25 protein-coding genes, 1 pseudogene and 1 riboswitch are annotated in these 23921 nt (G+C 72.6%); of the genes and pseudogenes, 18 read left to right on the plus strand and 8 right to left on the minus strand.

The features are described 5' to 3' along the window. Positions 1 to 25 precede the first annotated feature (25 nt). From BTM25_RS07155 to BTM25_RS30890, 3 genes and pseudogenes are all read left to right on the plus strand, one after another. The gene (locus BTM25_RS07155) at positions 26 to 805 is read left to right on the plus strand and encodes a transporter substrate-binding domain-containing protein (protein WP_168212037.1); all 780 of its coding nucleotides are present in this window, start codon (positions 26 to 28) and stop codon (positions 803 to 805) included. Positions 806 to 1240: 435 nt separating this feature from the next. Then, positions 1241 to 1330: pseudogene (locus BTM25_RS30885) on the plus strand (hypothetical protein); the annotation flags it as partial. Positions 1331 to 1341: 11 nt separating this feature from the next. Continuing rightward, a complete protein-coding gene (locus tag BTM25_RS30890; protein ID WP_146058992.1) occupies positions 1342 to 1512 on the plus strand; it encodes a pentapeptide repeat-containing protein in 171 nt (56 codons plus the stop codon). 67 nt (positions 1513 to 1579) lie between these two features. Here the strand turns inward: BTM25_RS30890 and BTM25_RS07165 are convergent, their stop codons facing one another. After that, on the minus strand, positions 1580 to 2248 hold the full coding sequence (locus BTM25_RS07165; protein ID WP_103561911.1) for a response regulator transcription factor: 669 nt from the start codon (positions 2246 to 2248) through the stop codon (positions 1580 to 1582). 443 nt (positions 2249 to 2691) lie between these two features. Between BTM25_RS07165 and BTM25_RS07170 the strand changes: the two genes are divergently transcribed. The 10 genes from BTM25_RS07170 (at position 2692) to BTM25_RS07215 (ending at position 12659) form a co-directional block, all read left to right on the plus strand. Further along, entirely contained in the window at positions 2692 to 2898 is a 207-nt protein-coding gene (locus tag BTM25_RS07170) for a Flp family type IVb pilin (RefSeq protein WP_205647982.1), read from the plus strand. A 52-nt stretch (positions 2899 to 2950) separates the two neighbouring features. Beyond that, positions 2951 to 3343: a TadE/TadG family type IV pilus assembly protein gene (locus BTM25_RS07175; protein WP_103561912.1), complete on the plus strand. Its 393-nt coding sequence runs from the start codon at positions 2951 to 2953 to the stop codon at positions 3341 to 3343. Continuing rightward, entirely contained in the window at positions 3343 to 4542 is a 1200-nt protein-coding gene (locus BTM25_RS07180; RefSeq protein ID WP_103561913.1) for a pilus assembly protein TadG-related protein, read from the plus strand. Before BTM25_RS07175 ends, BTM25_RS07180 begins: the two co-directional genes overlap by 1 nt. Before the next feature lie 26 nt (positions 4543 to 4568). Next, complete coding sequence (gene cpaB / locus BTM25_RS07185; RefSeq protein ID WP_168212039.1) at positions 4569 to 5309, plus strand: Flp pilus assembly protein CpaB; 741 nt, start codon at positions 4569 to 4571, stop codon at positions 5307 to 5309. A gap of 19 nt (positions 5310 to 5328) precedes the next feature. Next, positions 5329 to 6516 (plus strand): AAA family ATPase, encoded by a 1188-nt coding sequence (locus tag BTM25_RS07190; protein ID WP_103561915.1) that lies wholly within the window; start codon positions 5329 to 5331, stop codon positions 6514 to 6516. Further along, positions 6513 to 7898, plus strand: a complete 1386-nt coding sequence (locus tag BTM25_RS07195) for a CpaF family protein (protein WP_103561916.1) — start codon at positions 6513 to 6515, stop codon at positions 7896 to 7898. Before BTM25_RS07190 ends, BTM25_RS07195 begins: the two co-directional genes overlap by 4 nt. Beyond that, entirely contained in the window at positions 7892 to 9823 is a 1932-nt protein-coding gene (locus BTM25_RS07200; RefSeq protein ID WP_103561917.1) for a type II secretion system F family protein, read from the plus strand. Before BTM25_RS07195 ends, BTM25_RS07200 begins: the two co-directional genes overlap by 7 nt. Continuing rightward, positions 9823 to 10728, plus strand: a complete 906-nt coding sequence (locus tag BTM25_RS07205) for a type II secretion system F family protein (protein WP_103561918.1) — start codon at positions 9823 to 9825, stop codon at positions 10726 to 10728. The genes BTM25_RS07200 and BTM25_RS07205 overlap by 1 nt, the downstream gene beginning before the upstream one ends. Positions 10729 to 10815: 87 nt before the next feature. Then, positions 10816 to 11736, plus strand: a complete 921-nt coding sequence (locus BTM25_RS07210) for a phosphorothioated DNA-binding restriction endonuclease (protein ID WP_103561919.1) — start codon at positions 10816 to 10818, stop codon at positions 11734 to 11736. 317 nt (positions 11737 to 12053) lie between these two features. Next, positions 12054 to 12659: a dihydrofolate reductase family protein gene (locus BTM25_RS07215; protein WP_103561920.1), complete on the plus strand. Its 606-nt coding sequence runs from the start codon at positions 12054 to 12056 to the stop codon at positions 12657 to 12659. A 132-nt stretch (positions 12660 to 12791) separates the two neighbouring features. Here the strand turns inward: BTM25_RS07215 and BTM25_RS07220 are convergent, their stop codons facing one another. Then, a complete protein-coding gene (locus tag BTM25_RS07220) occupies positions 12792 to 13433 on the minus strand; it encodes a TetR/AcrR family transcriptional regulator (protein ID WP_103561921.1) in 642 nt (213 codons plus the stop codon). 85 nt (positions 13434 to 13518) lie between these two features. Between BTM25_RS07220 and BTM25_RS07225 the strand changes: the two genes are divergently transcribed. Next, complete coding sequence (locus tag BTM25_RS07225; protein WP_103561922.1) at positions 13519 to 14151, plus strand: FMN-dependent NADH-azoreductase; 633 nt, start codon at positions 13519 to 13521, stop codon at positions 14149 to 14151. A gap of 39 nt (positions 14152 to 14190) precedes the next feature. Next, a complete protein-coding gene (locus tag BTM25_RS07230) occupies positions 14191 to 14871 on the plus strand; it encodes a response regulator transcription factor (RefSeq protein ID WP_103561923.1) in 681 nt (226 codons plus the stop codon). On the opposite strand, the gene BTM25_RS29110 is transcribed toward BTM25_RS07230, so the two are convergent. Further along, complete coding sequence (locus tag BTM25_RS29110; protein ID WP_146058996.1) at positions 14850 to 15059, minus strand: hypothetical protein; 210 nt, start codon at positions 15057 to 15059, stop codon at positions 14850 to 14852. The genes BTM25_RS07230 and BTM25_RS29110 overlap by 22 nt on opposite strands. A gap of 358 nt (positions 15060 to 15417) precedes the next feature. On the opposite strand from BTM25_RS29110, the gene BTM25_RS07240 reads away from it, so the two are divergent. After that, positions 15418 to 16788: a sensor histidine kinase gene (locus BTM25_RS07240; protein ID WP_205647983.1), complete on the plus strand. Its 1371-nt coding sequence runs from the start codon at positions 15418 to 15420 to the stop codon at positions 16786 to 16788. On the opposite strand, the gene BTM25_RS07245 is transcribed toward BTM25_RS07240, so the two are convergent. Then, on the minus strand, positions 16785 to 17747 hold the full coding sequence (locus BTM25_RS07245) for a D-alanyl-D-alanine carboxypeptidase family protein (RefSeq protein WP_146058997.1): 963 nt from the start codon (positions 17745 to 17747) through the stop codon (positions 16785 to 16787). The two genes, BTM25_RS07240 and BTM25_RS07245, sit on opposite strands and share 4 nt — an antisense overlap. A 144-nt stretch (positions 17748 to 17891) precedes the next feature. Between BTM25_RS07245 and BTM25_RS07250 the strand changes: the two genes are divergently transcribed. Further along, positions 17892 to 19079, plus strand: a complete 1188-nt coding sequence (locus BTM25_RS07250; RefSeq protein WP_103561927.1) for a glycosyltransferase — start codon at positions 17892 to 17894, stop codon at positions 19077 to 19079. Positions 19080 to 19456: 377 nt separating this feature from the next. On the opposite strand, the gene BTM25_RS07255 is transcribed toward BTM25_RS07250, so the two are convergent. Beyond that, positions 19457 to 19690 carry a hypothetical protein gene (locus BTM25_RS07255; RefSeq protein WP_103561928.1) on the minus strand — a complete coding sequence of 78 codons (234 nt, stop codon included), beginning with the start codon at positions 19688 to 19690 and terminating at the stop codon, positions 19457 to 19459. A gap of 242 nt (positions 19691 to 19932) precedes the next feature. Here BTM25_RS07255 and BTM25_RS07260 point away from each other — a divergent pair, with 242 nt between their 5' ends. Beyond that, a complete protein-coding gene (locus BTM25_RS07260; protein ID WP_168212040.1) occupies positions 19933 to 21009 on the plus strand; it encodes an FAD-dependent monooxygenase in 1077 nt (358 codons plus the stop codon). Positions 21010 to 21082: 73 nt separating this feature from the next. Here the strand turns inward: BTM25_RS07260 and BTM25_RS07265 are convergent, their stop codons facing one another. The 3 genes from BTM25_RS07265 to BTM25_RS07275 form a co-directional block, all read right to left on the minus strand. Next, the gene (locus BTM25_RS07265) at positions 21083 to 21823 is read right to left on the minus strand and encodes a CHAP domain-containing protein (RefSeq protein ID WP_103561930.1); all 741 of its coding nucleotides are present in this window, start codon (positions 21821 to 21823) and stop codon (positions 21083 to 21085) included. Between the two features lie 12 nt (positions 21824 to 21835). Continuing rightward, positions 21836 to 21978: riboswitch (cyclic di-AMP (ydaO/yuaA leader) on the minus strand. A gap of 570 nt (positions 21979 to 22548) precedes the next feature. Next, a complete protein-coding gene (locus BTM25_RS07270) occupies positions 22549 to 23121 on the minus strand; it encodes a hypothetical protein (RefSeq protein WP_103561931.1) in 573 nt (190 codons plus the stop codon). Positions 23122 to 23148: 27 nt separating this feature from the next. Continuing rightward, complete coding sequence (locus tag BTM25_RS07275; protein ID WP_168212041.1) at positions 23149 to 23781, minus strand: C40 family peptidase; 633 nt, start codon at positions 23779 to 23781, stop codon at positions 23149 to 23151. Between the last annotated feature and the right edge of the window lie 140 nt (positions 23782 to 23921).

A 23921-nucleotide genomic window follows, 5' to 3' on the forward strand; every position in this document is an offset into this window, starting at 1 on the left:
TCGCCGCTTGACCGCAGTACTCGCCGTGGCCGTTCTCGCGGTAGTCGCCGCGACAGTGGCGTTCTGGTCAGGAAACAAAGAAGCGCCGTCCCTCGTGGACACGGCCAAGAAGACCAAGAAGCTCACCATCGGAGTGCTCCCCGACCAGCCCGGCCTGGGCCAGCGGGTCGGAGAAAAGACCTATGCGGGGCTCGACGTCGATGTTGCGACGTATATCGCCAAGCAGCTCGGCGTACCCGCGGCCGGCATCACGTTCGTGCCCGTGACCGGCGCGGACCGGGCCGTCGCACTGGCCAACGGCAAGGCTCAACTCGTCATCGCGGCTTCGCCGGTTCAGGAGGAGAAGCGTGGTGGGGTCGCTCTGTCCGACCCGTATCTGACCATGCATGACGACGTTATGGTGCTGTCCACCAACAAGAAGATGCGGCAGTCGCGCGACGTTGTGGGCAAGAAGCTCTGCGTGCTTCCAGGTAGCGTTATCCCGGCCGGTCTCAAGGCCAAAGCGATGCCGACGAAGAGCATCAGCGAATGCCTTCTCGCCCTACTCCGCGGCAAGGTCGTCGGCGCTTTCGGAAAGGATGCCGTTCTCGCCGGATACGCACAGCAGAACCCCGGTCGCTTCAAGCTGCTAGGGCCCAACGGGACGGCAACGAGCTACAGCATCTACCTTCCGGCCAAGGATCCGCGTGTAAAGCACAAGGTTGACTCGGTTTTGCAGAAGATGGTTCAGGACGGCACGTGGAAGCGTATGGTGACAACACGATTGCCAATGCTGTCGACCTCCCAGGCCGCCGTTCATCCTTAGTCATGCCGCCCATGTAGATGCAAGTGAGAAGCGTGTCACGGGCGTACGGTGCTGCAACTGCGGACTGGATCGACCAAACGTGAATGCCACCGGCCGGATCGTGTAAAGAGCCAGTACCGCAGCTAGGGGATTGCTCAAATCCCCGTGCTCGATATGCTTGCTTGAAGGTTGACTGGGGCGCTTTCCGTCCACAGTTCTAACCGAATTTTGATCCCTGGCCGGCATGGCGCGACGCGAGAGTCGGCGGACGAGGCCATCGAGGAGCGCGGGCGGCGGCAGGCTGCCCTCGGTTCCTTAGTCCCAGGCAAACGGCGGCTCGCCCAGGATCGCGATCAGCCGCACGTAAGTCGGCTCCGTCCGGTCGCCGCCGTCCGGCGGTGACGAGCTGAGCCGGCCCGACGAGGCATCGGTTTCGGCGACGCCAACGGTCTCGCGGTGACCGATACCGACTGGTCCCGCCTCCAGCTCACCGACCGGGCCATCACCGGTTGTCGGTTCACCGAGACCTCTCTCAGTGACGCCGTCCTCCAACACGCTTGGCTGACGAATGCGACCTTCGAGGACGGCGACTTGCCTACGCCCGTCTCACCGACGGCGAAATCGACCGCTGTGTCTTCACTGGCTGTCGTCTCATGGGCCTGAACATCCAGCGGGTCGTCCTGAGCGACGCCGTCTTCGAGCGCTGCCGCTTCGACATCCGGGACTGACGGTCGGCGGCCGCGTGCCCGGTGATTCCAACGGGTCAGGTGAGGGGGTCGTCGGGGTGGGGTTGGATCAGCGGGCGGTCATGGCGGCTTTTGGGTGGTCGGTCGCGTGCATCTCTTCGGGGCGGATCAGGCCCTGGCGGAGGGCGGCCATGAGGGCCTGGGCGCGGTTCGTGGCGCCCAGCTTCTCGTAGAGGCGGGCCGTGTAGGTCTTGGCCGTCGAGTGGCTGAGGTGCATCGTGCGGGCGATCTCGGCGATGGAGAGGCCGTTCGTCAGCAGGGCCAGGACCTCGCGTTCGCGGGCGCTGAGCAGGTCGCCGCCTCGGCGGCGGCGCAGGGCGCCTACCAGGTCGGACGCGGTGAAGGACAGGGGGGCTACTGCGGCGTGGCGGATTGCGGCCAGGAGTTCGGCTACCGGGGCGGCCTCGTCCACGAAGGCTGAGGCTCGTAGGTCCATCGCGCGGAACAGGGCGTCGTCGCCGTCCCGGGGTGCCATCACGACGATGCCTACGTCGGGGCGGACGGTGCGCAGGGCGGAGGCCAGCGTGAGGCCGTCGCCGTCGGGGAGGCGCCGCGCGATCACCACGACCGTGGGATCGCCGGACTCCAGCCAGAGGCGGCCCTCGGCGAGGCTGTCGGCCTCGCCGGCCAGCTCAATGTCGGGGTGGGCCCTGACCACGTGGGCCAGACCCAGGCGGCACAGCGTGTGCCCGTCCACGACGACGACTCGGATCGTCATACGCCCTCCCAACCGAGCGGCCGACGCGAAGTCGGCGATTGCGGGTCGACGGTCCGGTGGGAGCGGGTCCGGCTGACGCACCGTAGCCGACGCCGAGTGGCCGTCTCCAGAGGAAGCGGCGAACTTCCGACTGTTGTCACAGCCCGTGACCTGCATCAACGCTCCCGGCACACAGTACATGCGGGTGATGGATGCTCAGTCAAACGACAACCGGGCGTTGCACCGTGCGACGAAGGGCGTTCGGAAGCCGTAGCCGGGTGACAAGTTCGGGGGACGCCGTGTCGTCCGTTCGGGTGACATGTCGTCTGTTCAGGCAGTTTTTTCCGCCCGATAGGCCGGTTAACGCGCCGTTCACACAATCCGATGGTTATGCCTCATAGCGACGGCCCACCCACCGATCGGCGGGGGCGGACGGGCCAACTCCGCGACCCGAGAGGACCCCAGTGATCAACAACGTGCTGCTTCGGATGATCGTCGGCTTCCAGACCCGCGTTACCGAGCGCGAAGACCGCGGCGCCACCGCCGTCGAGTACGGCCTGATCGTCGGCCTGGTCTCGCTGGCGATCGTCACCGCGATCACCGCCTTCGGCACAAGCCTGTCGGACATGTTCGACCGGCTCAGCACCGAGGTCGGCAAGGTGGCGCCGTAACCGCGGCGATCGGTCGCGGCGGGGAGTGACGGCGAGAGGCGAGGCGGGGATCATGCGGGCACGTGAGAACGGCGACCGGGGATCGGTCGCGGTCGAGTTCGGCCTGCTCATCCCCATCCTCCTGATCGTCATCCTCGGCACGTTCGACCTCGGCCGGATGGTGTTCCAGAAGATGGAACTCTCCGAGGCGGCGGGGCAGGCCGCGCGAGCGGCCGCCCTCGCCGTCGGCGCCGGTCGTAGTCCGCAGGACGCGGCCCAGGCGGCGGTCCAAGCGGTCTCGCCTACCGGCCTCCGGTTCACGCTCACCAACAAGTGCACGAGCGCCGAAGCGATCATGAAGGTGACCGTGACCTGCGCTTTCAAGGGCAACCCCGCGTGGTCGGGGATCGCGGACCGGGATCTGTCCGCGTCGGCCGCCACGCCCTGCGTCCCGGAGCCGTCGTGATGACCCCGGCCACGGCACTGACCCGCGCGCTGGACGCCGTCCGTCGGCGTCGGCGCCGCTATCCCGGTGACCGGGGCGCGATGGCCCCGCTCATCGCGGTGCTCATGGCCGGCGGCATGCTGATCGGGGTCGGCGGGGTCGCCGTCGACCTCGGCCGTCTTTACATCGAGCGCGGCGAGCTGCAGAACGGCGCGGACGCCGCCGCGCTCGCCGCCGCCCGGCGGTGCGCGACCGACCCGACACTGTGCCAGGTATCCGATCTCGGGACTGTGATCGGGCAGCAGGCCAAGTCCAACGCGTCCGACGGCAAGGCCGCCGCCACGGTGACGTGTGGGCGCAAGACCCTGCCGTCGCCCGGTGCGCTCGGCCCCTGTGGCCCGGACGCGACCAACCGCACCAAGTGCGTGGGCGACCGGCCCGCGTCCGGCAACTACGTGGAAGTCCGCACGTCGACCGTCTACAAGGACGGACGAACCGTGATCCCGCCGACGATCACGCAGCTCATCCCCGGCGCACCGAAGAAGGGCACCACGGTCGGCGCCTGCGCCCGTGCGCGTTGGGGTTCCCCCCAGAAGATCCCCAAGGCGTTTCCGCTCTTGATCTCCAAGTGCCTATGGAATTGGGCGACGAGCAACGGCACCGTCTACGCCGACCCCGCCGCGAAGTCGCTCCTGAGCCTGGACTGGTCGCTGCTGCGCACGCTCACCAACGACAACACGGCCTGCCCCTCGGGTGTGGCGGGTGACGTGGGCCAGTACGGTCACCTCGCCCAGCTCCGTTGGGCCAACGCCGCCTGCCAGGCGTCGGTGGATCTCGACTCGGTGGTCGAGGCGGCCGAGGGCACTTCCCTGCTCGCCGGAGTCTGGAAGTGGATCGGGGGCTGCAACGTCGACACCTGGTTCACGTGGCTCCTCTCGGCGTTGACCCTGTCACTCCCCCCGGTCGTTTATCTTCCGGTGTTCGACTCGGTGACGAAGTCGGGCCTCGTTTACCGCTACCACGTGGTCGGCTTCGCTCCCATCCGGCTGACCTCGTTGGCCCTCGGACTGTCGGGCGTCCGCGTTCCGCCGGTCCCCAACTGTGGCGGACTGAACCCCTTCGCCGTGTGCCTGCAGGGGTTTTTCACCCGGTCCCTGGCGCCCGGTCCCACGAGCGGCGGTCAGGACTTCGGTGCCGCTGCCATCTCACTGGCCGGATAAACGGCTAGCTCACCACCCTGGGGGAAGTGTTGAACCGTCGTTTCGTCACCGTCGCGGCGGCACTCGTGCTCGCCGTGCTGGGCACGGCGCTGGTGCTGATGTACGTGAAGGGCGCCGACCGGCGCGCGGTCGAGGGCAAGCAGGGCGTGGACGTCCTGGTCGCGACCAAGGCCATCCCGCCGGGCGTTCTCGGCAGCCGGCTCGTCGCGGACGGCTACGCCAAGTCCGTCCGGATGCCCGCGCAGTCCGTCCCGGACGACATCCTGCGCTCGGTCGGTCCCGCCGAGGCGAGCCTGGTGCTGTCGTCCGCGCTGAAGGCGGGCGAGCTGATCCGCCGTCCGCTGCTGGTGACGCCGAGCGCGTCGCAGTACTTCACCGTCCCCAAGGGCAAGCTGGCCATGACGATCGCGCTGAGCGACGCCCAGCGCGTCGCGGGGTACGTCAAGGCCGGCTCGAAGGTCGCGGTGTTCGCCGCGTACAAGCTGCTCGACGCCAAGGGCGCCCCGCGCGGCGAGGCTGGCGGTGCGCGCCTGCTCATGTCCGACATCGACGTACTCTCGGTGGGACTGTCCGGCAACAAGGACAAGAAGGACGACGAGGCCACCACCCTCGTCACCCTCGCGGTCACCCAGCAGGAGGCCGAGAAGATCGTGTGGGGCACCCAGGGCGGCAAGGTCGACAACGCGCTGTACCTGGGCCTCCAGACGGACGCCTCCGAACTCGATCCGAACAGCCCCGGCGTGTCCAGCTTCGGGCTCTTCCGATAGCGCGGACGGAGCGAAGACCATGCCCATCATCTGCGAACCGAACGACCAGACCGCCCGCCGCCTCGCGGCCCCGTTCCGCGAGGACGGCCACGTGGCGCTCGACCTCAAGGCCCTGCGGGCCGCGCTGGACGAGCTGCCCCAGGAACTGGTCGTCGTGCTCGGCCCCGGCGTCGACCTGCGCTCGGCGGTGCGTCTGACGGCGCTGCTGCGCGAGGAGCAGCCCGCGCTCGGCGTCGTGCTCGTCCGCGACCGGCTCGACGTGGACGTGCTGGCCGAGGCGATGCGCGCGGGCGTCCGCGAGGTCGTCCCCGACCGCGACTTCCCCGCCCTGCTGGACGCGTGCAAGCGCGTCTGGGAGATCTCCTCGCGGCTGCGGTCCGCCGAGTCCGGCGCGTTCCGGCAGGTCGCGGCCGAGCCGCCGGCCGGCCAGGTCGTCGTCGTGTTCGCCGGGAAGGGCGGCTGCGGCAAGTCGATGGTGTCGACCAATCTCGGCGTCGCGCTGGCGCGCCAGGGCCGCCGGGTCTGTCTGGTGGACCTCGACCTCGGGTTCGGCGACGTCGGCATCATGCTCCGCGTCGACCCGCAGCGGACGGTCGTGGACGCCGTCCCGATGGTCGGCCACATGGACCGCACCGGCGCGCACTCGATCCTGACGCCGCACGAGTCCGGCCTGCAGAGCGTCCTCGCGCCCATCGCGCCCGGCGACGCCGAGAAGGTGTCCGGACGGCTCGTCACCGAACTGCTGGCCGTGCTGCGGCAGATGTTCGAGGTCGTCGTGGTCGACAGCCCGCCGCAGTTCAGCGAGCAGGTGCTGGCGGCGTTCGACGTCGCCGACACGCACGTCCTCGTGGCGAGCCCCGAGGTCACCGCGCTGAAGGGGCTGCGGGTCACGCTCGACATGCTGGACACGCTCGGCTACGCCCGGGACGCCCGCGCGGTCGTCCTCAACCGGGCCGACGCCCGCGCGGGGCTCTCGCGGTCCGACATCGACCGGGTGGTCGGCATGGCCGTCGCCGCCGAGATCCCGAACCATCCCGACGTTCCGGTCTCGATCAACCGGGGGGTGCCCCTCACGATGAGCGATCCGCGACACCCGGTCAGCCGGGCGATCGACGGGCTGATCGCCCGCACGGTCGCCGCCGGGCAGGCCGCCGCCGAACCCGAGCCGCCGCGCCGGATGCGGCGCCGCTCCCGGGCGCGCTCATGAGCACGCTCGGGGAGCGGCTCGCACGGCTTCAGGACGGCACGGCGCCGCCGGCCGCGGGCGTGTCCTCCCAGCTCGTGCAGACGTCGGGACGCCGTTCGTCGCGTCCCGTGGACCCGTACGCGGGGCTGAAGCGCCGCGTCCACCAGGCGCTGGTCGACGCGCTCGGCCCGCGCATCCACGAGAGCGACCTGAGCCCGGGGGAGCTGGAGCAGCGCGTCCGGTCCACGCTCCAGGAGATGCTGGCGCGCGAGGAGACGCCGCTCACCGCCGCTGACCGCGACCGGGTCGAGCAGGACGTCGCCGACGAGATCCTCGGCCTCGGCCCGCTGGAGCCCTACCTGAACGACCCCGAGGTCACCGAGATCATGGTGAACGGGCCGGGGCAGATCTACGTGGAGCGCGGCGGACGGCTGACGCTGGTCGGCGGCGCGTTCGCGGGCGAGGCCAGCCTGCGCCGGACGATCGAGAAGATCGTCGCGAAGGTGGGGCGCCGCATCGACGAGTCCAGCCCGATGGTCGACGCCCGCCTGCCCGACGGCAGCCGCGTCAACGCGGTGGTGCCGCCGGTCGCGATGGACGGCGCGCTGCTCACGATCCGGAAGTTCGCCGTCGACCCGCTGACGATCCAGGACCTCATCGGGTTCGGGACGCTGACGGCGCAGGTCGCCGAGCTGCTCATCGCCTGCGTGCGCGGACGGATGAACATCCTGATCAGCGGCGGCACCGGGTCGGGCAAGACGACGACCCTGAACGTCATGTCGTCGTTCATCCCGCCCGACGAGCGGATCGTCACGATCGAGGACGCCGCCGAACTCCAGCTCCGCCAGGAGCACGTCCTGCGCATGGAGGCCCGGCCGCCGAACGTGGAGGACCGGGGCGAGATCACGATCCGCGACCTCGTCCGCAACAGCCTGCGGATGCGGCCGGACCGGATCATCGTCGGGGAGGTCCGCGACGGCGCCGCCCTCGACATGCTCCAGGCCATGAACACCGGCCATGACGGCTCGCTGACGACCGTCCACGCGAACGCGCCGCGCGAGGCGATGTCGCGGGTGGAGACGATGGTGCTGATGGCGGGGATGGAGCTGCCGATCCGGGTCGTCCGGGAACAGGTCGGCTCGGCGATCGATCTCGTCGTCCACCAGACGCGGTTCAAGGACGGCTCGCGGCGCATCACCCATGTCACCGAGGTCACCGGGCTGGAGGGCGACGTCGTCACCCTCCAGGACCTGTTCCTGTTCGACCCGCGCATCGCGGACTCCGAGGGACGGGTCGGCGCGCTGCGTCCCACCGGCCTGCGCCCGCGCTTCCTCGACCGGCTGCGGGACCGGGGGATCGACGTTCCGGGCGACGTGTTCGGCCACGGGCCGTCCCCGTGGTGACGCGGCGGTTCCTCCTCGCGGGCCTGCTGGCGGTGCTCGGCGCGCTCGTCCCGGTGAGCGCGCACGCGGCGGCGCCGGTCGCGCGCGTGGACGCGCTGACGATCTCCGGCGACCGCGCGCGGTTCCTGTTCGCGGGGGCCGGGCTGCCGCCGGACGCCGAACTCGACCCGTCCTCGCTGCGGGTGACGCTCGACGGCCGGGCCGCGTCCGCGCAGGCCGAGCCGCCCGGCGCCGCCCGGCCCGGCGGGACGGCCCCGGGGCGATCGGTCATGATCGTCCTGGACACCAGCGGCTCGATGGGCGCCGCCGGGCTCGCGGCGGCCCGGCAGGGCGCGCAGCGGTTCCTCGACCGGCTCCCGAGCGACGTCGCGGCCGGGCTCGCCCTCGCCGGTACGCGGCCGGGCGCCCAGGTCGTGGTGCGGCCCACCACCGACCGCGCGGCGCCCGCCCGGGCGATGCGCACGCTGCGGCCCACCGGAGAGACCGACCTGTACGACGGCATCGCCGAGGCGGCGGCCGTGCTGACGGGCGTCGACCGGCGCGTCGTCGTGCTGTCGGACGGCGCGGACACCGGCAGCGCGACGTCCCTGCGGGCCGTCCGCGACCGTCTCACCGCCGCGCGGGTCACCCTCGACGCGGTGGCGTTCCGCACCGCCGAGGCCGACGACGCCGCGCTGCGCGTCCTGACCGGCGCGACCGGCGGACGGCTGCTGAAGTCCGCCGACGCCGGCAGCCTCGTCCAGGCCTTCGCGACCGCCGCGGGCAGCTACCGGCAGAGCATGTGGGTCACGGTGCGGCTGCCGTCCGGGCGCGCGGGCCGGGCCCTGGACCTCGCCGCGACGGCGCGGGCCGGGACGGCGACGCTGCGCGCGACCGGAAAGGTGCGGATCGCCGCGCGTCCGGCCGCGACCGCCCCGGCGGCGGCCACCACCCCGGCCGCCGCGACCGCCGTCACGTCCGGCGCGCTGCTGCTGCCGATGCTGAGCCTCGTGTTCCTCGCGATCGTGGCGGCGGTGCTCGTCGTGCCGACCGTCCTCGCCAAGCGCGCGGACGTCGGCGTCGCGGGCCGGATCCAGCGCTACCGGGCGTCCGACGCGCCCGAGACCGGCGACGACGCGTCCAGTCCCGTCCTGCGCCGCGCGCTCGGGCTGAGCGAACGGGCCGTCGGCACCGGCGACCGCGCCGAGCGGATGACCCGCGACCTGCGCCGCGCGGGCCTGGCGCTCCAGCCGAACGAGTGGCTGCTCGTGCGCGTCGGCCTCGGCCTGCTGGTCGCGCTCGTGCTGGCGCTGATCACCGGGAACGTCCTGCTCGGGGTGCCGCTCGGCGCCGCGCTCGCCTGGTTCGGCACGCGGATGTACCTGTCGTCGCGGACCGCCAAGCGCCTCAACGCGTTCGCCGACCAGCTCCCCGACGCGCTCCAGCTCATCGCCGGGTCGCTGCGCTCGGGCTTCACCGTCGCCCAGTCGATGGACCGGCTCGCCGAGCAGGAACTCGACCCGCTGAGCGGCGAGATCTCCCGGGCGGTCGCGCAGACCCGGCTCGGCGTCTCGGTGGACGAGGCGCTGGAGGACGTCGCCGAGCGCATGTCCTGCCGCGACCTGCGCTGGGTCGTCATGGCGATCCGCATCCAGCGGGAGGTCGGCGGCAACCTCGCCGACGTGATCGAGCAGACCGTCCAGACGATGCGCGAGCGCACCCATCTGCGGCGGCACGTGCGGGCGCTCAGCGCGGAGGGGCGCATGTCCGCATACGTTCTGATCGCGCTGCCGATCGTCGTGGGCTTCGCCATGGCGCTCATCCGTCCGGACTACCTGGAACCGCTGTACAAGACGCCGTTCGGAGTCTTCCTGCTGGTCCTCGCGATCGGCCTCGTCTGCGGCGGGTGGGTCTGGATGACCCGACTGGTGAAGGTGGTCGCCTGATGCTGCTCCTGCTCGGCATGGTGCTGCTCGCCCTGGCCGCCCTGCTCGTCCTCGGGACGTTCGGCGGACGCCGTTCCAACGCGCGGACGGCGGCGGGCGGCGTCCAGGCCATCGAACGGTCCTACGCGCCGCGCGTCGCGGGCGCCGCCGACGTGGCCGCGCCGGACGAGGCGTTCCTGCCCGTCTTCGCGCGGCTCGCGCTGCGCCTGTCCCGCGCCGACAAGGTGGACCGGCTGCGCGCCCGGCTGGACGTCGCGGGCAACCCCGAGCCGTGGACGCCCGACCGGATGCTGTCGTTCAAGGGCGTCGGCCTGGTCGGCGGCGCGCTCGTCGGCGTGCTGTTCGGGCTGAGCGCGGGCGTGGGGCTCGGGTTCGTCTTCGTCGTCGGGCTGGCCGCGTTCGGGTTCTTCCTGCCCGACATCCTGCTCTACAACGCCGGGATCAAGCGCCAGGACCAGATCAGCCAGTCGCTGCCCGACCTGCTCGACCTGCTCGGCATCAGCGTCCAGGCGGGCCTCGGCTTCGACGCCGCGCTGACCCGGGTGGCGCTGTCGATCGAGGGGCCGCTCGGCCGCGAGATGGCGCGGCTGCTCCAGGAGATGCGGCTCGGCGCGTCCCGCGAGGAGGCACTGAAGTCGCTCGCCGACCGGACGTCGGTGGACGAGCTGCAGACCTTCACGGCGGCGCTCGTCCAGGCGGCGGCCCTCGGCATCCCGGTCGGCGACATCCTGCGCGAGCAGGCGAGCGAACTGCGCATCAAGCGGCGGCAGACGGCGGAGGAGCGGGCGCAGAAGGTGTCGGTCAAGATCACCTTCCCGGTCGTGGTGTGCATTCTGCCCGCGCTGTTCATCATCGTGATCGGCCCGGGCATCCTGTCCATGATCAGCAGCGGGGTGTTCGGCTGACGGTGTGGGACGGGTGATAACCCCAGGTCCCGAGCGTGGTCGTGGACGGAGAGGTAATCCCAGGCGGGAGCGCATATTCTTCCTAGTGTGGTCTGGCCAGAGCGGGTCGCCCGGATGCGGCGGTTCACACGGGGCGGGGAGCGCGACCCCAACAAGGCGCTGCTCCTCCTGTTCGCGCTGGGCCGTCTCCAGCGCGAGGGCCATGCGCCGTTGCGGTTCCGCGACGTCGAGGAGCCCCTCGGCGCGCTGCTGATCGAGTTCGGGCCGCCCAAGCCCGCGAGTCCCGGCTACCCGTTCCACACGCTGGCCGGCGACGGCCTGTGGGAGGTCGGGACGCCCGGTGGCGGGGCGAGCCCCGGCGCGGACCCCGCCCTGCTGCGCCATGTGGACGCGGTCGGCCGCCTGGTGCCGCTGTTCGCTAAGGAGCTGCTGGCCGATCCGGGGATGTTCGTCCAGGTCTGCCGGATCCTGCTGGACACCAACTTCGAGCCGAGCCTGCACGGCGACCTCTGCGCGGCCGTCGGGCTGATGCCCGAGGTCGCCGAGGCGGCGCTGCTCGCCCCCTACGTCGACGGTGCCCTGCCGCGCGCCCGCCGCGACCCGATGCTGCGGCAGAAGGTGCTCGTCGCCTACGACTGCCGGTGCGCGTTCTGCGGGTTCGAGGGCTGGATGGGCAACACCGTCGTCGGCCTGGAAAGGGTGCGGCTGCGCTGGGCCGCGTTCGACGGGCACGACGCGCTGGAGAACTCGCTGTGCCTGTGCACGCTGCACCAGCGGTTGTTCGACAAGGGCGTCCTCGGTCTGGGCCAGAGCGGGACGATCATGGTGTCGCGGCACTTCGTCGGGCTGACCGACACCGCCCGCGACCAGGTCCTCGCCCTGACCGGCCGCCGCGCCGTCGCGCCCGCCGCGGGCTTCCCCCCGCCCGACCGCCGCAACATCGACTGGCACACCCGCCAGGTCTTCCGCGGCCCCGCCCGCATCAACGGCCCCGGCGGCGGCATCTGACACCCCCTCCGCGCGGCGCCTCGCCCTTCTGCGCGGCGTCCTGCGCTTCTGCGCGGCGTCCAGCCCCTCCGCACGGCATCCAGCCCCTTCGCGCGTGCCCCTTCGCGCGGCGTCCCGCGCTGGCGGCCCGGGCTGGCACGTGCGGGGTGTCCTGCGCCGGCGGCGCTGCGGCCGTGCCCGCCGGTGGTCTTCACTGGCGGGCGCGCGCTGGTCATCGACGGCGTTCCGAGAGCCCGGCGTTCCGGGCCGATGATTTCGGCGGGCGCGGACGGTCTTCCGTTCGGACGCTGAGCGCGTCCCGGACCTTGGGAGTGGACATGGCCTCTGTCGTGACGTCGGCGTCGATGTCGCTGGACGGCTACATCGCCGGGCCAGCCGAAAGCGGGTTCGAGCTGCTGTTCGCCTGGCACAACAACGGTGACATCGAGGTTCCGTCCGCCGATCCGCGGTGGTCGTTCCGGTTGACGGCCGCCAGCGCCGAGCACGTCCGCGGACAACTCGCGGAGTTCGGCGCGCTGGTGGTGGGACGGCGGCTGTTCGATCTGACGGGCGGGTGGGACGGCAGTCATCCGTTCGGGGTCCCCATCTTCGTCGTGACCCACAAGGCCCCGGACGACTGGGCGCATCCGGACGCGCCGCTGACCTTCGTCACCGACGGGCTGGAGAGCGCCGTGCGGCGGGCGCGGGCGGTCGCTGGGGATCGCGCCGTCGGCGTGGCGGCGGGGGAGATGGCGCGGCAGGCGCTCGACGCGGGGCTGCTGGACGAGATTCGCGTCGATCTCGTCCCGGTGCTGCTCGGCGGCGGGACGCGACTCATCGGAGACCTCGCCGACGCCCCCGTGCGACTCGGCACGCCCGTCGTGCGCGAGAGCGAGGGCGTGACGCATCTGCGTTACCCCGTCGTCCGGGCGCCAGGGGTATGACGTGTCTGCGTTACCGCGTCGTCCGGGCGTCAGGGCGTGACGTGTCTGCGTCACTGCGTCGTCCGGGCGCCGGGGGCGTGACGCATCTGGGTTACCGCGTCGTCCAAGCGTCAGGGGTGTGACGTGTCTGCGTTATCGCGTCGTCGAGGCGGCGGGCGAGCAGACCCGTTCGACGAGCATCTGCCAGCTTTCGGCGAGCGGTTCGGGCGTCCTCGCGGCGCCGCGGCCCGGCTCGGCGGTGGTGACGTAGAGCAGCAGGGGGCCTTCGAGGGCGGCCGTGAGCTGGAGCGCGAGGCTGTCGAGGTCGGCGGCGTCGAGCCGTCCGGCCCGGCGGGCCTCGCGCAGCAGCATGTGGATGTGGAGGCCGGAGAGCGTGCGGTCGCGGGCCGGGACGGGCTGCCCGGTGTCCAGCGCCGCGCGCGCGACCGCGTGGTGGTCGAACAGGAACGCGATCCGCTCCCGGCCGAAGGCGACCAGCCGCTGGACGGGGTCGGCGCCCGGCCCGAGCGGCGGCGGGCCGCTGAGGACGCGTTGCTGGAGGGCGCGTTCGTCGTCGTCCAGCAGGGCGACGAAGATTCCCGCGCGGGAGCCGAACCGGCGGAACACGGTTCCCTTTCCGAGTCCGGCGCGTTCGGCGAGGCCGTCCATCGTCACGCGGTCGGTGCCGTCCTCGGCGATCATCTCCCGCGCGACCTGCAGCAACCGTTCGCGATTGCGCGCCGCGTCGGCGCGCTCGCCGCGCGGACGGCCGAAGGACACCAGAGGACCATCCACCCCTCCAACCTACCGCCGGGAATGTAAGCGGGGTAAAGTCCGCTTAACACGGTGAACGCTCCGACCCCCTCCGAAGGAGACGACCATGACCCTGTTCCGTCTGGACGCGAGCATCTTCCCCGCCACGTCCGCCGGCGCCGAGATCGCCGACATCGTGTCGGACCGCTGGATCGAGGCCCATCCCGGCGAGACCGTCGTCCGCCGTCATCTCGGCACCGCGCCGCTCCCGGCCGAGGCCTGGGCCGACGCCACCGTCGGCGCCGCCACGCCCGAGGCCGACCGCACCCCCGCCCAGCGCGAGGCCCTCGCCCTGGCCGCCTCGCTGGCGGACGAGCTGAAGGGCGCCGACGCCGTCGTCCTGGCCGTCCCGCTGTACAACTACGGCGTGTCCCAGCACTTCAAGACCTGGACGGACCTGGTGATCACCGCCGCCGGGCCGACCGATCCCGTGCTGAAGGACGTCCCGACCGTCCTCGTCACCACCAAGGGCGGCGGCTACGGCCCCGGCACCCCGCGCGAGGGCTGGGACCACTCCACCCCCTACCTGCGGCGCGTCCTCGCCGACATGTGGGGCGCCGACCTGACGGTCATCGAACGCGAACTGACCCTCGCCGCGACCAACCCGCAACTGGAGCCGCTGCGCCCGCTGGCCGCCGAACTGCACGGCAAGGCCCTGGACGCGGCTTACACGGCGGGCAAGGCGCTCGCCGGAAAGTGACCGGGGAATCATCGCGGGCCGCCCGTCCGTTGCCGTGACGTGAAGACCGACGACGCCGGCGTCCTCGTCGTGGACGACCAGGCCGAAGTGCGCGACGCGCTCGCCGACGGGCTGCGCGTCGCCGGGTACACCGTCCGCGCCGAGGCCGACGGCGACGCGGCCCTGCGCGCGGTCGCGGCCTGGCGGCCCGACGTCATGATCGTCGACGTGATGATGCCGGGCACCGACGGCCTCGCCGTCTGCCGCGCGCTGCGGGCGCGCGGCGACCGCACCCCGGTGCTCGTGCTGACCGCGCTCGACGCCGTCAGCGACCGGATCGAGGGCCTGGACGCGGGCGCCGACGACTACCTGAGCAAGCCCTTCCACCTCGGGGAACTCGTCGCCCGCGTCCGGGCCCTGCTGCGCCGCTCCCGCCCCGGCCCGGCACTGGCGTTCGCCGACCTGACCGTCGACCCCGAGTCCCGGACGGGCCGGCGCGGCGCCCGCCGGATCGAGTTCACGCTGACGGAGTGGAGCGTCCTGGAAGTGCTCCTGGAGCACCCCGGGCAAATTCTGAGCAAAAGCCAGATCGGGGAGCGCGTCTGGGGGCTGGACTTCGGCCCGTCGTCCAACTCCCTGGAGGTCTACATCGGCTACCTGCGCCGCAAGCTCGAAGCGGACGGCGAGACGCGACTCGTCCACACCGTACGCGGCCTCGGCTACCGCCTCGCCGAACGATGACACCCCGAACACCACCCCACGCGCCGCTCCACGCGCCGCTCCACGCGCCGCTCCACGCGCCGCTCCACGCGCCGCTCCACGCGCCGCTCCACGCGCCGCTCCACGCGCCGCTCCACGCGCCGCTCCACGCGCCGCTCCACGCGCCGCTCCACGCGCCGCTCCACGCGCCGCTCCACGCGCCGCTCCACGCGCCGCTCCACGCGCTGAACCGGGTGCTGAACCGGGCTCCGAGCCGGGCGCTGGGCCGATCGCTGGGCCGAACGACAGGCCGGGCGGCGATCGGCGCGTCATACCGCGCGGCGGGCCGGGTGACGGGCTGGGCGGAGGGCGGTTCCTCGGACCGAACGCCGGACCGGGGCAGCGCGCTGAGTAACGGGTCGGACGCCGGACTGGGCAACGGGTCGTCCGGCGGGCCGGGCGGCGCGCTGGTGCCGGTCGGGCTAGGAGAGCGATGACGGGCCGCGCCGACGGCCGGATGGTGGGCCGCGTGACGGGCGGGGCGGCGTGCTCGTGCTGGTTTCGGCTGGGCGGGCGATGATGGGCTGGGTGACGGGTCGGGGGGCGCGCTGGCGGCGGTCGCGGTTGCGGACGCGGCTCGCCGTGACGACGGCCGGGGTGATGGCGCTGATCGTCGCGGCGCTGACGGCGGGCGTGTACGTCGCGGTCCTGCACGAGTTCGACTGGCAGCTCAACCTGACGTTGCGGCGGCAGATGGAGGCGTGGCTGGCGAGCCCGGAGGGGAGCGGGCGCACGGCCGACGAGCCCTGGACGTCGTCCTCGTCCTGCGCGCTGCGCGGCACGACCGCGTGCATCCAGATGATCCCCGCCGGGACCCCGGCCGGGACGGTCGGCGGCTCGGGCATGCCGGTCTCCGCGGACGCCGCGCGGGTCGCGGCGCACCGGGCCCGGGACACCTATTCCGACGTCGTCGTGTACGGTGCGCCCGGACGGGCGCTGACGGTCCCGATCGCGGGCGGCGCCGTCCAGATCGCGGTCCAGGCGCAGACGTACGCCAACTCGGTGGTGCGGCTGCGGGTGCTGCTCGCCGGGCTCGGCGCGGCCGGGATCATGATGGCCGCCGCCGGGGCCTGGCTGGTCGCCCGCGGAGGGCTCTCGCGCGTCGGCCGGCTCACCGAGACCGCCGAGCTGATCGCCGCGACCGGGGATCCGCACCGCCGGGCTGAGCTGCCGGTGGCGGGGGAGCCGGGCCGCGACGAGGTGGCGCGCCTCGCCGGGGCCTTCGACACCATGCTGGACGTGCTGGAACGCTCCCTGGCCGCGCGCCGCCAGCTCGTCGCCGACGCGTCGCACGAGCTGCGCACGCCGCTGACGGCGCTGCGCACCAACATCGACATCCTCGGCTACGGCGACCGGCTCACCCCGACGCAGCGCGACCGGGCCGTCGCGGCGCTGGACGGACAGCTCCGCTCGATCACCGACCTGGTCAACGACCTGGTCGAGCTGGCGCGCGGGAAGGAGCCGCCCGCGCTGCTGGAGGACGTCCGGCTGGACGAGCTGGCGCGCGCCGCCGTCGAGACGGCGCGCGACCACTGGCCGGACGTGGTGTTCACGGCCGACACCGCGCCGACGGTCGTGTCCGGGGTGCCCGCGCGGCTGGCGCGGCTGGTGTCGACCGTGCTGGACAACGCGGCGAAGTTCAGCCCGGACGGCGGGACGGTCGAGGTCCGGGTCGTGCCGGGGGAGCTGACCGTCCGCGACCACGGCCCGGGGATCGCCGCCGAGGACCTGCCGCACATCTTCGACCACTTCTACCGGGCCCGCAGCGCCCGCGCGCTGCCCGGCTCGGGGCTGGGGCTGGCGATGGCCCGGCAGATCGCGGTCGCGCACGGCGCGTCCCTCGACGCGGCGAACGCGCCCGGAGGCGGAACATTGATCCGGTTGCGGATTCCCGGCTAGGCCGGGTCATCCGCCCATGCCTGGACGCGGTCGGCCTCGGCGGTCCGGCGCAGCGGCCCGGCGACCGCCGCACTGACGAGCGCCGGGACGAACCGGCAGGTCGCCGCCGCGTTCGGCACGTCGTGATGGCCGAGGATCACACCCCGCACCAGAACCGGAACATTGTTCCGTCTCGTCAGGGCGACGAACGCGAAGTTCCCGCCCGCCGCGCTCGTGTAGCCGGTCTTGCCGGCGAGCACGCCGCCCGTCCCGAGGACGGGGTCGGTCGTCGGGATGCGCCCGACCGTCCCCGGCGCCTCGAACCACGGCTGCGACGCCACCGCCAGGAAGCCCGGCAGCCGCGACACCGCGCGCAGCAGCAGAAGCTGGTCGGACGCGGTACTGACCGTCCCGGAGTCGAACCCGCTCGGATCGGTGTAGCGGGTGTCGCGCATCCCCAGCGCACGGGCCGCCGCGTTCATCTTCGCGACGAACGCCCGCTCGCCGCCCGCGTCCCAGCGGGCGATCTCGTGCGCCAGGTTGTTCGCCGAGACGGTCAGCAGCCCCTCCAGCGCCTCCCGCTCGGTGTACTCCTGGCCGGCGCGCACCGGCACGACCGACTCCTGCCGGGCCAGCCGCTCGCCGTACCGTCCGGCCTCGGCGGCGGAGATCGTGAAGACCGGTCCGGAACGGCCGGGCTCGAGCGGACGGCTCCGCAGGAAGACGTAGGCGGTCATGAGCTTGGCGACGCTGGCGATCGGCACCGGCTTGCGCGACCCGTACACGACGGGATCCGCCGCGCCCTCGACCTGCAGCGCCCCGCGCGCGCCGCGCGGCCAGGGCAGCCCGGCCACGGTCGCGGTCCCGCTGGGCCGCTCCATCGTCCCGGCCGCCACGCCCACCAGGGCCGCCAGGATCGCCATCGCGAGGCACGCGGCCGCCGCCAGGGCCCAGCGCCGTCTTCCGTGAAGTCTCGTCATGGGCCGGACGGTAGGAACCGGCGATAAGACGAAGATGAGAGCGGGTCACCGGCCTGTCACAGCGGGTGAGTGGCCCCATTTTCAATGTATAGCCGAGAAGGGGGCTTGCGGCAAGACCCCCGTCAGGGTTCAGAATCGCCCGTCATGAACACTGCGGGGGCCATTCTTCTCTCGACCATCGGATCGCGCGGCGACGTCCAGCCGATCGCCGCGCTGGCGCTGAGCCTGAAAGAACTCGGGACGGACGTCCGCGTCTGCGCGCCGCCCGATTTCCGCGACTGGCTGGAAAGTCTCGATATCCCGTTCATCCCACTGGGGCCCGAAGTGCGCGGCACGGCGAAAGCCCGTCCGACCGCGAAACCGACACCGGAGCAGATGCTCCAGATCGCTGCGGCGACCGTCGCAGCGCAGTTCGCCGTCCTGCCCGACGCGGCGGAGGGCTGCGCCGCGCTCGTGGGCGGCGGCGCGCTCCAGATCGCCCTGCGCTCGGTGGCCGAACTGCGCGGGATCCCGTACGTCTACGCGGCGTACTGCCCGGTCACACTGCCGTCCGCGCACCACGCGCCGCCCGCGTGGCGCGGGGACGCCGGGAACGACGGCACTCCCGAGGACTTGTGGACGGCCGACGCGCGCCGCTGGAACGCCTCGTGGGGCGTCGCGCTCAACGCGCAGCGGGCGTCCGCCGGGCTGCCGCCGGTCGCCGACGTGCGCGGCCACATCTTCACCGGCGCCCCGTGGCTCGCCGCCGACCCGGCGCTCGCGCCCTGGCCCGGCGGCGGGGACGTCGTCCAGACCGGCGCCTGGATCCTCCCGGACGAGCGTCCGCTGCCGCCCGAACTGGAACGGTTCCTCGCGGCGGGCGATCCGCCCGTCTACTTCGGGTTCGGCAGCGTCCGCGCGCCCGACGGCCTGGCCGCCGCGATGGTGGCGGCGGCCCGCGCGCACGGCCGCCGCGCCGTCGTGCTGCGCGGCTGGACGGACCTGGCCTCGCCGGACGACGGGCCGGACTGCCTGTCCCTCGGCGAGGTCAACCAGCAGGCCCTGTTCCGCCGCGTCGCCGCCGTCGTGCACCACGGCGGCGCAGGCACCACGACGGCGGCGGCACGCGCCGGAACGCCGCAGGTCGTCGTCCCGCAGCACTACGACCAGCACTACTTCGCGCGCCGCGTGGAAGACCTGGGGATCGGCGTCACCGCGACGCCGGACGACCTGACCGAAGCCCTCGCCCACGCCCTCACCCGCGCACCCCAGGCCGCCGCGTTCGCCCGCAACGTCCGCACGAACGGCGCCCAGAGCGCCGCCCGCCGCCTCCTGACCCTGACCGGCCGCTGACAACTCAGCCCGCCCCACGCCACCGCGCCCCGCACGGACGGTGCACGCGCTGTCGACCGCGTATCGGAACCGGCCGCTGACGGCTCAGCGTGCGCTCGCCCGCACGCGTTGCCGAGTTCGCGGCCAGCGTCTGGAAGGGCGGCCCGCGCCCTCGCTGGTCGCTGGCGGTTCAGCGCGTTCGGTCCGCGCCGCGCGTCGCCGAGTTCGCTGCCAGGTTCCGCGATGCTGCGCGCCGCGCCTTGCCGGTCGCCGACGGCTCAGCGTGCGTTTGTCCGTGCGTTGCCGCGCACGTCGGCGACGTTCGTGCGGGCGGGGCTTCGGCCGCTGACGCGTGGTGCTTGTGCTCGGTCTGTGTTGGCGCGGTCGTTGTGGGTGGGTCAGCGGGCGCATTCGATTCGCTGGGAGACGCCGCAGCCGGTCATGTCGGTGCGGCCGGTGGCGTGCCAGTCGCCGCCGAACGTCTCGCGGCACACCCAGTTGATCTCCAGGGAGAGGGAGGTGCACGGCGTCCAGCGCGTTTCGCGGGGTGGGGCGGCGGACGCCGCGTGCGGGGCGAGGACGGTCATGCCGGCCGCCGCCAGGACGACGGCGAGACCACGGGACAGGTGCATGGCGATCCTCCGATCGGGACGGAAGGCCAGCCTGGCCGGTCGGTCCGATGGCCGTCCGCTGAGTCCAGGGGGTTGTCGCCGTCCGGGTCCTCTTTTCTGGCCCGTAAGTCAGCCGCGCGAACGAAGGAATTCGTTCGGGCGAATGAATTGTGGTGTTCCGGCGGATGATTGACGATTTACGGCGGGTCGTGTTTCGCTGGGAAAGCGTCCGAAGAACGGTTTTCGTCCGAGGAGGATCCAGCGTGCATGCCCTCGTCATCGGCGGCGGTATCGCCGGTTCCGCCACCGCCGTAGCGCTGCGCTCGATCGGCGCGGACGTCACCGTCTGCGAGGCGCGATCGGCCGCCGACCTGGACGCCGGGCTGTGGCTCGGCGTCGCGTCCAACGGCCTGAGCGCGCTGGACGTCCTCGGCCTGCGCGCCACGACGCTGGCCGCCTCGCTGGTCGACCCGCGGACCGGGACGGCCGGACGGTCCGGCTTCGCGCCCGTCCGACGCGCCGACCTCTACCGGATCCTGCGGCGCGCGGCGCAGGAGCGCGGCGCCGTCCTCCGCTACGACAAGAAGCTGGTGGAAGCCGACGACACCGGCACCGCGACCTTCGCCGACGGCTCGACCGTGACGGCCGACGTCATCATCGGCTGCGACGGCGTCCACTCGCGCACCCGCTCGGTCATCGACCCCGGCGCCCCGTCGCCGCGCTACATCCCGCTGCTGAACATCGGCGGCTTCGCCGAAAGCGCGCGGGCGCCGGGCGAACCGGCGCGGCTCCAGTTCGTGCGGGGCGGCGGAGGCTTCTTCGGCTATACGACCGCCGCCGGCCGCGACGAGGTCTGGTGGTTCGCGAACCTGCCCTGGCCGACCGAACCCACCCGCTCCGAACTGGCCGCGATGACAAGGGACGACCTGACCAAGCTCCTGCTGGACGCGCTGAACGACACTCCGCCGTTCGTCCGCGACGTCATCGAACGCACCGGACCGGGCCTGTACGCGGTGCCGACCCACGACCTGCCCGCCGTCCCGGTCTGGCGCCGGGGAAGGACGATCCTGCTCGGCGACGCGGCCCACGCGACCACCCCGACGTCCGGCCAGGGCGCGTCGATGGCACTGGAGGACGCGGTCGTCCTCGCCAAGTGCCTGCGCGACCGCCCGTCCTGGCACGACGCGGCGGCGCGCTACGAGGAACTGCGCCGGGGCCGCGTCCAGGACATCGTGGCGCTGGGCGCCCGCGCGTCGGCCGCCAAGCTGACCGACGCGTCCATCGAGGACTCCCTCGAATGGATCCACTCCTACCGCGTCGACTGGGCCGCCCCGGCCTGACCCCGCGAATGCGCGGAGCCCCGCGCCGGGCCGCCGGGGGCGGCGCCGGGCACGGGGCTCCGGGCGGGGTGGATCACTTGGCGTACTTCGGGTACCCGAAGCCGACGACCGAGTCGACCGGACGGGTCTTGATCTTCACGGCGTTGCCGGTGTTGCCCTCGACGGTCTTGATCGTGCCGTCGTGGTTGTCCTTCACGACCATCCCGACGTGCTCGATGTCGTCGGCCGACTTGCCGCCGTCCCAGGAGAAGAAGACGACCGCGCCGGGCTTGGGCGTGTGGCCCCAGCGACCGTTGTCCTCGAACCACTTGGCGTGCTGGACGGTCCAGGCGTCCTCGCCCATCTGGTCGGAGAACTGGAGCTTGTTGCCGACCCAGGACACGAACATGCTGCACCAGGAGGCGTTCTTGTAGGACCCGAGCGAGCCGCCGTCGCGCTTGACGGTCTCCTTGGCCCGGTCGGTGGCCATGTACCACTTGGAGAACTTGGTCGCGCCCGCGCCCTGCTCGCGCTGGCCGACCTGCGACTCGGCGAGCCGGACGGCGTCCTGCGCGGTCGGGGCATGCGCGGCCTGCTTCGGCGCGGCCTGCTTCGGGGCGGCCGGCGCGGTGGAGTTGGGCTTGGCGTCGGCGGCGCGCTGCTGCGCGGCGTCCGCGGCGGACACGACACCGGTCGGGACGTCCTTGCCCGGCGTCGGGACGGCGGCCTGCGCGGCGGCGGCGCCGGTCCCGGCGAGCACGGCCCCGGCGGCGAGGGTGCCGGCGGCGCGCAGGGCGAGGGTACGGGTCGTGGCGGTGCGAAGCTTACCGATCATGAAGGATTGCTCCTCAGCTTCCATGACGCCTACCGGGTTAGCTGACGGGTTCGGGCGTGGAAGACGCCCTACGGTTCGTGCTCGAACCGATTCACCCCGTGATGGAACCTTGGGTCCCCGGCTCCGCAGAGATGCGGACTCGGCGTGGGGCGCGCGGAAGGCGCCCGGCGGTCGATGGACGTTCTCCGGCCGAAGAAACGGCACGGAGCGGAAGATGCGCGGCAGTGGCGCGGTCTTCGCGCACGGCCCCGGAAGAACGGTGGGGCGCGTGGTTCAGGCCTCGCGTGATGCGCTCCGCTCGGGAGAACGCGGTACGGCCTGCTCGTACGGGAGAGAACACCTGACGTGGTGTTTGCATTCCCGTGGTGTCCGCCGCTTCCGCGACGGTCACGGGCTACAACACCGGACGAGATGCTTGCATTCCCGTGGGTTTCGCCGGATGAACGGCGGTCCTACGTAGAACACCTGGCCCGGGGTTGACATTCCCGTGGTGTGCGCTGCTCTCGCGGCGCGTACATGGGAGAACGCGGAGGACCGCGTTGCCATTCCCATGGGGTCCTGCCGACATCGCGGCGGATACGGGGTAGAACACCTGGGACGGTGTTGGCATTCCCGTGACCCTCCCCGCCGGTCGTGGCGAGGACCCCGTACAACAGGACCCCGGGGCCCGTCATTCCCGTGGCGCCGCGACTGCGTAGAGTGAAGAAATGATCTTGTGGAGCGCGCTAGCGGGACGCCCCGTAGGCCGCGACGTCGGCGCGGCGGTACAGGCGCCGGACGCGGCCCCCGGCGAGGGTCTCCACGCGGACGGGCTCGGGCCAGCCGCGCGGCGGACGGGACGCGTACACCGTCACGCTGCCCGGGGCCAGGCCCAGCATCCGGCCCGCCTCCGCGAGCGTGATCAGGTCGTCCGGGGCGGAAGGAGCCCCGAGTCCCGCATACCAGGACAGGAAGGCGGCCTCGTCCCAGAACAGGGCCTTGCCGTGCCGCCGGACGGGCTCGGGATGCCCGTTGGCCTCCCGCTCGGCCCACAACTGCTTCAGTCGGTGCTTACTGATCCCGTGGCGCGCCGCGAGGTCGTCGCGCGTCGCCAGGCCGTCCGGGACGCCGGTGGAACGGGCCGCGTACCAGCGGTCCCACTCCCCGGCGTCCCAGACCAGGCGGCCTCCGGACGTCCCCGCCGCCTCCGGATGCCCGTTGGCCGCGCGCTCCCGGTACCACTTCTCCAGGGTGCTGCGCCCGAGGCCGTGGGCGTCCATGAGGTCGGCGCGCGTGTAGACGCGGGGCGGGGTCTGCATCCCGCCATCATCGCCGACGGAGGCGGCTCAGCCCTCCAGGGCCGTCGGGACCCTGGGCAGCCGCACCCAGGCCGGACGCACCGCGCCGACGTACGTCCGCTGGTAGTAGCCCGTCAGCCGCGAGACGGTGACGGTGGCGCCGGTGTGCGGCGCGTGGATGAAGCGTCCGTTCCCCAGGTACATCCCGACGTGCCCGAGACGGTGGAAGAACACGAGGTCGCCGGCGCGCAGGCCGCGCGTCCGGACGTGCGACCGGATCCTGCGGTACTGCGCGTAGGTGACGCGGGGGATCGAGACCCCGGCGCGCCGCCACGCCTGCTGGACGAGCCCCGAGCAGTCGAACCCGGTGGCCCCGTTCCCGCCCCAGACGTACGGGCGTCCGCGCTGTTTGAGGGCGTAGGCGACGGCTCGGCGGGCGCGCGTGTCCCACTTCGCCGTCATCGCCGCCCGTTTCTTCCGGACGGCTCGCTGGAGCAGCGCTAGCCTGCGGGCGCGCAGCACGGCACGGGACTGCGTCCGCGACGTGCTCTGTTCGGCGGTGGACGCCGCGATCGCGCGGCGCACGGTCGGCGGCGCGTCGTCGGCGAGCGCCACCGGTCCGGTCGTGAGAGCGAGCGTCACCGTCGCGGCGCCGCACGCGGCCTTCATGGGGATGGACATGGCCGTGGAACCTCCCTACATGATCATCCGCGAGAGGGTCTACCCGGCCCGGCCGGTCGGGCCTTCCAGACTTCGCTGGGAAACACCCACGACCGGGGAAAATGTCGGTACGACATGTCTGTGATGTCGTAAAGCGGACG

Source organism: Actinomadura rubteroloni (assembly GCF_002911665.1).
Lineage (GTDB): Bacteria > Actinomycetota > Actinomycetes > Streptosporangiales > Streptosporangiaceae > Spirillospora > Spirillospora rubteroloni.